The organism is uncultured Campylobacter sp., from assembly GCF_938018145.1.
Classification (GTDB): Bacteria; Campylobacterota; Campylobacteria; order Campylobacterales; family Campylobacteraceae; genus Campylobacter_A.
In genome coordinates this window covers 1-7,456 of the sequence record NZ_CALIII010000359.1, presented here as the reverse complement: position 1 = coordinate 7,456, position 7,456 = coordinate 1, and the positions used below count along the sequence as shown (strand labels likewise).

The following is a 7,456-nucleotide window of genomic DNA, read 5'->3' as shown; positions in this document are numbered from 1 at the left end:
TAAAACTCCGACTGCCTCTCTAAAATATTCGCTTAATTTCATTGCTTGTTCAGTCGGGATTTTGCGGATCACGTCGCCGGTTTTCATCTCCATTACGTTTACGTACATGGCCTCTATCTTGTCGTTGTAGCCAAAGCGTATGCTAGTGCCTAGATCTTCCATTTGTTTATTTAGTTTTTCGGTGGCTTCTTTTACTTTTTCATTTAGCGTTTCGTTATTTTGCTCGGTTAAATTTTGCGTCGTATCTTGCTGGATCTGCGTCCTTTCGACCTCTCTAGTTTGCGTAGAGCTTTGCGCGTGCGAGCTTGTAGCTACGTTTGTCATCGGTTGGCTCGCTACTTTGAAAATTTCCATATTTTCTCCTTTGAATATTTGCTAGCTTCTATATCGTCAAATTTGCAAATTTTTTTAGCCCCGTTTGGGAAAATTTTTGCTTAATTTAAATTTTCGCATAAATTTGTTAAAATCCAGCCTAAATCAAGGCGAGAAAAAGGAGAATTCGTGAAAATTTCGTTTGAATGCGACTGTATTTTGCTTGAGGAGTCGCTAAGGCTATTTCTGAGGGATTTTATCTCGCCTAGAAAAGATTGCGATTTTATCGTGGCGGACAAAAAGATAGAGGCCAAAAAGCCCGTTTTCGTGATCGCCGAGCGCTCGCCGCATCTAAAAATCCCTTTTAGTAAAGAAGCCCTTATCTCCGCGCTTGAGGAGTTTTACTCGGCGATTCAGTTTTCAGAACCAGTCGCGCTCTCTCGCGCGACCGCGCCCGCAAAAGAAGAAGCCGCGCCGCAAAACGGTTCAAATTTGGAGCTTGAGGTTTCAAATTTGATAGATAAATTTAAAGAAGAATTGCTTGCGATTTTAAGGAAAGCTCGTTGAAAAATCTCTACGCTACGATTTCAAGCGGTAAATTTAAAGGTAAAAAGCTGCTTTTGCCCTCGCTTCAAACCACAAGAAGCACAAAAAGCATCGTCAAAGGCTCATTTTTCGATTCGTTTCGCTACGAGCTAGCGGGCAAGGTTTTTATCGAGGCTTTCGGCGGTAGCGCGCTGATGGCCGCAGAAGCGCTAAGCAACGGCGCGACAAAGGCCTACGCGGTAGAAATCAACAAAAACGCTTATAAAATCGCGCTACAAAACGCTAAACTTATCGGCTACGAGCTGGAAATCGTAAACGGCAATACTTTTGACGCTACTCCTGCCATCGTCTCGAGGCAAAATTTGCCCGTTATCTTGTACCTCGATCCGCCTTTTGATATCAGAGACGGTTTTGCGGACGTTTATGAAAAGTGCGTAAATTTGGCAAGAAATTTGCCAAAAGACAAAATTTATCTGATCGCTTTCGAGCACGCCAGCCATCTAAATTTACCTGAAAACATCGGCTCGTTCACGCTTTTAAAATCTAAAAAATTCGGAAATACTTCGCTTAGCTACTATTCTTAAAAATTTTTGTTTCAATTTGGAATGCTAATTGCTTTTAGTCCTTGAAAATACAAATTTAAGGACTAAAATGAAACTAGCGGCATGCTTGCTAACCCTTGCCATATCGGCTTTTGCGGCGCAGATAAAAGACATCGCAAACGTCGTGGGCGTGAGGGAAAATCAGCTGATCGGATACGGTCTGGTCGTCGGTCTAAACGGCTCTGGCGACGGCAGTAGCTCGGAGTTTACGATCCAGTCTCTTTCAAATATGCTTCAAAGCGTGAACGTAAAAATCAAGCCCGACGATATCAAATCTAAAAACACCGCTGCGGTTATGGTTATCGCAAAGCTACCGCCGTTTGCTAGGCAGGGCGATAAGCTTGATGTCGTGATATCATCTATCGGCGACGCAAAGAGCCTGCAGGGCGGAACGCTTTTGATGACTCCGCTTAAGGGCGTGGACGGCGACATTTACGCTCTAGCGCAGGGCTCGCTAACCATAGGCGGCAAGACGGCATCTCGCGGAGGCGGAAGTAAAGGCGGCAACCACGTAACCGCAGGCACGATCCCAAGCGGCGCTATCGTGGAGCGCGAGATAGCGTACGATATCTATAATCAAGAAGCGATATTTTTAAGCCTTAAAGAGTCAAATTTCGATACCGCTTCAAGCATACAAAGAGCGGTAAATTTAAACGTAGGCGTCGATAGCGCGGTAGCCGTCGACTCGCGAACGATCAGGATCGCTAAGCCAAACGGCGCAAACATGGTCGACTTCGTAGCTAGGGTGTTAAATTTGGATGTGGATTATAAAGCGCTAGATAAGATCGTAATCGACGAGCGCACGGGCACGATAGTAAGCGGTATAAATATCACAGTTGATCCCGTCGTCATCACGCACGGCGATATCACGATAAAGATAGAGCCTAGCTCATACGACGATATGGCGGCAAATCAGCAAACAATCGATCTGCAAGACGGCGCAGCGGTAGATCCGCTAACTAATATGCTAAAAATCAGCGGCGAAAAAACAACCGTAGCTAGCGTCGCAAGGGCGCTAAGCAAGATGGGCGCGACTCCTAGCGACATTATCGCGATAATGGAAAATCTAAAACGCGTCGGCGCTATACACGTAGACTTGGAGATAATATAATGTTAAACGTAGACAGTTCGGCGGCTTTAAGCTCATATAATAAATTTGCCACTAGCTCAATCGAAAATAGGCGCGCGGATAGGTTTCAAAGCGAGCAAGACGCGCTTTTAAAAGAGCAAACTGATGCTTTTGAGGCATTTTTGGTTAAAAGCGTGCTAGATATCGCTCTAAAGGATGAAAATCCGTTATTTGGCAAAGATGCCGGAGACGAGATCTATCACTCGATGTACAACGACACGATGAGTAAGGCTCTGAGCGGAAATTTGGGCTTTAGCGAACTTTTATTCAATTATTTGAAAGAAAGGGCTTAAGAAATTTCAAAATTTGCCGATTTAGTTTCTAACAAATCTAAAAAGGCTTGAAAATGATAGGAACTTTGGGAGCTAAACTGGGCATGAGCCCGCAACAAATCACTCGCTCAAACGACGTAAAAAAGAGCGAAAACATGGAAAAAACACAAGGCAAAGAAGAAAGCAAGGTTGCAAAGATAGCCGAGCAGATCGCAAACGGAACATATAAACTAGATATGTCCAAGACTGCAAAAGCCGTTGCCGATACGCTTTTATAAGATTTTTTGTCCTTGCGTAAAAAGAAAGGACAAAAATGCTTAAAAGATACTTGGATGAGGCGATGGGCGTACTAGACGAGCTCATCGCTCAAACTACGGAAGATATAGAAAAGATAAAACTAGCCGATCACAGCAAGGTCGATGATAGCGTTAGACGCAAAAACGAGCTGGTTAAAAAATTCGAATCCGTAAAATCTCTGCTAGATAAAGAGCTTTTAAGAGTCTCAAGGGAAAACGGCGGGGCAAATTTAAGCTCTATCCTTGACGATGAGGTAAAATCGTCTCTCGCGCTTATGCGCTCAAAGCTTGAAGAGCTCTACTCAAAAAACAAAGAATACGCAAAATACGTCGTCGGAGTGAAAGAATTTTTCGATAGCTTGCTAAAAAATATGTTTAAAGGCGAGCAAGACGGCGGCTACGACAAAAACGGCCTAAGGCCGGAGAGTTTATTTAAAACGAGGGTTTAAAAAATGGCTAATATATTTTCGTCTTTGCACATCGGCGTGAGCGGTCTGGATGCCGCGCAGACGCAGATCACTACGACCGGACACAACATCACAAACGCCGATAGCGAGCACTACACCAGGCAGCGCGTTGTGCAGTCTGCTAGAGAGCCTTTTCACGATATTCCTGGCGATATCGGCAGGGGTACGCAGGTCGATACGGTCGTGCGCGTGCATGACGAATTTACATTCGCTAGGCTTCGAACTTCAAATATAAATTTAGAATCAACCGAATACAAAAAGCAAATTTTAGAGGAAATTTCACAGCGCTTCCCCGATCTGCAAAGCGTGGGCATAGGCAGGGATTTACAAAATTATTTCAACGCGTGGAACAACCTCGCTTCAAACCCGACCGAGGGCTCGCAAAAGATAAATTTGCTAAACAACGCTAACACGCTTTCAACCAGCATTAACAAAGCTAGCGACATGCTAACCAAGATCCAAAAGGACGTGGACTCGCAGATAGAAGTTACCGTAAATGAAATAAATAAATACGCCAAGCAAATCGCGCAGATAAATAAAGAGATCGTGCGCGTCGAGTCCGTGGGCAACACTAGAGCAAACGATCTGCGCGACAAACGCGATCAGCTCGAGCTTGCTATGTCAAAGCTTGCGGGTATAAGCGTATTTAAGGGCGAACTGCAAGGAACTAACGTCGATCCTACAGTAACGGACGTAGGTACGAAGCATCAGATAAATATCTCGGGATTTAATATAGTTGACGGCGTGACATACCACCCGCTAAAGATAGATAAAATGAACAATAGAAGCGATTTTAAAGGCGTTTATTTTGAGAGAGAGGACGGCAAAAAGGTCGATCTAAACGGACGTATCCAGGGCGGTAAACTAGGCTCGGCATTGGATCTACGCGGACGCAGGATGGATGATAGCGGAGAGTTTCAGGACGGAACGATACAAAAGTATATAGACAACCTAAATACGTTTGCTAAAGGCATCATAAACGAGACGAACAATATCTACGCAAGATCGGCCGTAGAAAACGCCGTAACAGACGAGATAAAAGACCTAAGCGACTCTAGAACGCTGATGAATTTTAATAACGACATCAAGCACGGCAGCTTTGACGTCGTGGTTTATAACAACCAAGGCCAAGAGGTCGCTCGCAAAACGATCAACATAAATGCCTCGACTTCGATAAACGATAACACTCGCGGCAACTCCATCGTGCGCGACTTTAACTCCGACACTGACGATAACGGCGATAACAACTCGCTAAACGACGTGGATGATTATTTTCAGGCGAGCTATCAGTACGACGCGGCGACGGGCAGGGGTACTTTTGGCGTCATACCTAAAAGAAACGCCGGCGAATACAGCGTCGCTTTCATCGATAAAGGCACGAATTTCCCGGGTATCATCGGGCTAAACAGGGTATTTGAAGGCGATAAAGCTAAAAATATGAGCGTAAAAAGCGAGCTAATGGAAAATCCGCACAAGCTAAAAGCCTACTCAAATCCGACTCCGGGCAACAACGAAGTCGCAAACGATATGGTGCAAATGCAGTATAAAAAAATCATATTTTACTCCGACAAGCATGCGGACAAGGAGGAGAGCGTCGAGGGATACTACCGCTATATAACCACCGATCTAGCTAGCCAAACTCAGGCAAATAACGATCTAAACGACGCAAATACAGCTATCCATAAAGTTGCTATGTCTGAGTACCAGTCGGTTAGCGGCGTAAATTTAAACGAGGAGCTGACAAATCTCATACGCTTTCAAAGCAGTTACGGTGCGGCGGCTAAAATCATCACGACCGTAGAAAAGATGCTCGATACCTTGCTAACCGTCAAACAATAAATTTAAATTTCTTTTAGCCTTTTTGGTTTAAAATCTCGTTCAAAAAGGCTAAAAATGGACTTAAAAACCCTTCTGGATCAAAACGTAATCTCTAAAAATACCCATGCGGACTTGTTTGCCGCCGCCGATCCGCTACAAGTCGCTAGCAAATTTAAAACGCCCGAGATCTCGCTTATCTGCGCGCTTTTTGCTTACGGCAACGCAAAACTAATCGTAAATTTTCTAAATTCGCTCGATTTTTCGTTGCTGGATAAAAGCGAGGAGGAAATCGCCTCAAATTTGACGCGGCACAAATACCGCTTTCAAAGCTGCGAGGACGTGAGGCAGATTTTTATCACCGTTTCGCGCCTGAAAAAATACGGCGACATCGAGAGTGTGGTGAGAACGGGCTTTGAAAAAAACGGCTCGATGGCGGACGGCATAAACGAGCTTATTAAATTTATCTATTCGCTCAATCCTTACCGCTCGGAGGGGTATGAGTTTTTCTTCGGCAAGCCATACGAAAAAGCGCCGCAAAGCCCGTATAAACGCTACAATATGTTCCTGCGCTGGATGGTGCGAGATAGCGACATCGACCTTGGGCTCTTTAAAAGCCTGCCAAAAAGCAAGCTCCTCATACCTCTTGACGTGCATACGCACCGAGTTTCGCTAAATTTGGGCTTAATCTCTCGCAAAAGCTATGATTTTAGGGCCGTGCGCGAGCTAACGGACAAGCTTTGCGAATTTGACCCCGCCGATCCGATCAAATACGACTTCGCGCTCTACCGCATCGGCCAAAGCGGCGAACTAGCGCAAATTTTAAGCGAGATAAAGTAAATTTGGCGGGTTTTTCTCTCGCGAAACAGCGGCAAATTTAAGCCCTTGCGGCGCATTAAATTTAAGAAAATTTAAAGCCTAAATTAATCAAATTTAGGCTATAGTTACCTCGCAATTACATTTTAAGGAGAAAAAATGAAAAAAATCGTTTTAGCTAGCGCGGCTCTAGGCTGCCTACTCGCTACTAGCGCTCTTGCGCACGAGGAAAAAGTCTTTGATCCAAAGGCTGGCAAGCACCTTGTTGTAACTATGGAGCAACTAAGTGAAAAAGGCAACACTGTCGTGGGCGAGGTCGTAGCGATCGAGACTAACTACGGCGTGGCGTTATTCCCGAATCTTAAAGGCCTTGAGGGCGGCGCGCACGGATTTCACGTGCATCAAAACGCTGACTGCGGCGCGAATGAAAAAGGTCTAGGCATGAAAGCGGGCGGCCACTGGGATCCAAGCGACACCAAAAAACACTCTTTTGCATGGGACGACAACGGCCACAAGGGCGATTTGCCTGCGCTTTTCGTCGATGCCGAGGGTAACGCGGTTTATCCTGTGCTAGCTCCGAAAATCAAAACAATCGACGAGCTAAAAGGCCACTCGCTAATGATCCACGTCGGCGGCGATAACCACAGCGACCATCCAAAGCCTCTTGGCGGCGGCGGCGCTAGAATGGTTTGCGGCGTTATAAAATAATCCCGCATTCGCCGATTTGCCGCGCTCGGCGGTCGGCGGATTTTTCTTTTTTTACTCAAATTTGACGTGATTTAAATTTGCTCTAAAGGCGTTTTGGACGTTAAATTTGATAGCCTTCTTTTTAACCTAGCATCTCTTAAATGCAAATTTATATGCGCTATTTTACAAACGAAATTTTAAAAACTATGCCAAATTTACCCTTATCAAATTTGACTCAAATTTCGGTATCTAAATTTACGAAATTTATTCCAAAATTTTGAAATAAAATCGCCGAGCGCGCTCGTAAAATTTACAAAATACGCCGCAACCCAAATTGCTAAATTTAACCCTGCTTGGCAAAAATTACTCGCTATTTCGTTAAATTTTAACAGCAGTAAAACAAAAAGCCGAATTTTATAAATTTTTTAAATTTTTCGTAGTATGATTTTGTTTTTTGAGGGGGCGGAAATGGACTTTGACTTCGGAGTTACGGCGTATTTGATATTTTTTGCAG

The 7,456-nt window shown here is 44.5% G+C and carries 10 protein-coding genes; 9 read left to right on the top strand and 1 reads right to left on the bottom strand.

Going from position 1 to position 7,456, the window contains the following annotated elements; translation table 11 throughout:
* Positions 1-354, bottom strand: a 354-nt coding sequence (locus tag Q0338_RS08255; protein WP_298086337.1) for a FlaG family protein, incomplete at its 3' end; no start/stop codon positions are given.
* Positions 355-501: 147 nt separating this feature from the next.
* Between Q0338_RS08255 and Q0338_RS08250 the strand changes: the two genes are divergently transcribed.
* From Q0338_RS08250 to Q0338_RS08210, 9 genes are all read left to right on the top strand, one after another.
* A complete protein-coding gene (locus Q0338_RS08250) occupies positions 502-879 on the top strand; it encodes a hypothetical protein (protein WP_298086336.1) in 378 nt (125 codons plus the stop codon).
* A complete protein-coding gene (gene rsmD, locus Q0338_RS08245) occupies positions 876-1,442 on the top strand; it encodes a 16S rRNA (guanine(966)-N(2))-methyltransferase RsmD (RefSeq protein ID WP_298086335.1) in 567 nt (188 codons plus the stop codon). The genes Q0338_RS08250 and rsmD overlap by 4 nt, the downstream gene beginning before the upstream one ends.
* A 67-nt stretch (positions 1,443-1,509) precedes the next feature.
* A complete protein-coding gene (locus tag Q0338_RS08240; RefSeq protein WP_298086334.1) occupies positions 1,510-2,571 on the top strand; it encodes a flagellar basal body P-ring protein FlgI in 1,062 nt (353 codons plus the stop codon).
* Complete coding sequence (locus tag Q0338_RS08235; RefSeq protein ID WP_298086333.1) at positions 2,571-2,882, top strand: rod-binding protein; 312 nt, start codon at positions 2,571-2,573, stop codon at positions 2,880-2,882. Before Q0338_RS08240 ends, Q0338_RS08235 begins: the two co-directional genes overlap by 1 nt.
* Positions 2,883-2,935: 53 nt before the next feature.
* A complete protein-coding gene (locus tag Q0338_RS08230) occupies positions 2,936-3,139 on the top strand; it encodes a flagellar biosynthesis anti-sigma factor FlgM (protein WP_122873807.1) in 204 nt (67 codons plus the stop codon).
* Between the two features lie 35 nt (positions 3,140-3,174).
* A complete protein-coding gene (gene flgN, locus Q0338_RS08225) occupies positions 3,175-3,606 on the top strand; it encodes a flagellar export chaperone FlgN (RefSeq protein ID WP_002953308.1) in 432 nt (143 codons plus the stop codon).
* A 3-nt stretch (positions 3,607-3,609) separates the two neighbouring features.
* Positions 3,610-5,463 carry a flagellar hook-associated protein FlgK gene (gene flgK / locus Q0338_RS08220; RefSeq protein ID WP_298086332.1) on the top strand — a complete coding sequence of 618 codons (1,854 nt, stop codon included), beginning with the start codon at positions 3,610-3,612 and terminating at the stop codon, positions 5,461-5,463.
* Between the two features lie 54 nt (positions 5,464-5,517).
* Positions 5,518-6,279: a TIGR02757 family protein gene (locus Q0338_RS08215; RefSeq protein WP_298086331.1), complete on the top strand. Its 762-nt coding sequence runs from the start codon at positions 5,518-5,520 to the stop codon at positions 6,277-6,279.
* A 135-nt stretch (positions 6,280-6,414) separates the two neighbouring features.
* The gene (locus Q0338_RS08210; protein WP_009495991.1) at positions 6,415-6,963 is read left to right on the top strand and encodes a superoxide dismutase family protein; all 549 of its coding nucleotides are present in this window, start codon (positions 6,415-6,417) and stop codon (positions 6,961-6,963) included.
* Positions 6,964-7,456 lie beyond the last annotated feature (493 nt).

Excerpts from the sequence above, each read along its gene's own strand:
- Q0338_RS08235 (WP_298086333.1), top strand. The coding sequence starts at position 2,571 with ATGTTAAACGTAGACAGTTCGGCGGCTTTAAGCTCATATAATAAATTT.
- flgK (WP_298086332.1), top strand. The coding sequence starts at position 3,610 with ATGGCTAATATATTTTCGTCTTTGCACATCGGCGTGAGCGGTCTGGAT.
- Q0338_RS08240 (WP_298086334.1), top strand. The coding sequence starts at position 1,510 with ATGAAACTAGCGGCATGCTTGCTAACCCTTGCCATATCGGCTTTTGCG.
- Q0338_RS08230 (WP_122873807.1), top strand. The coding sequence starts at position 2,936 with ATGATAGGAACTTTGGGAGCTAAACTGGGCATGAGCCCGCAACAAATC.
- Q0338_RS08210 (WP_009495991.1), top strand. The coding sequence starts at position 6,415 with ATGAAAAAAATCGTTTTAGCTAGCGCGGCTCTAGGCTGCCTACTCGCT.
- Q0338_RS08215 (WP_298086331.1), top strand. The coding sequence starts at position 5,518 with ATGGACTTAAAAACCCTTCTGGATCAAAACGTAATCTCTAAAAATACC.
- flgN (WP_002953308.1), top strand. The coding sequence starts at position 3,175 with ATGCTTAAAAGATACTTGGATGAGGCGATGGGCGTACTAGACGAGCTC.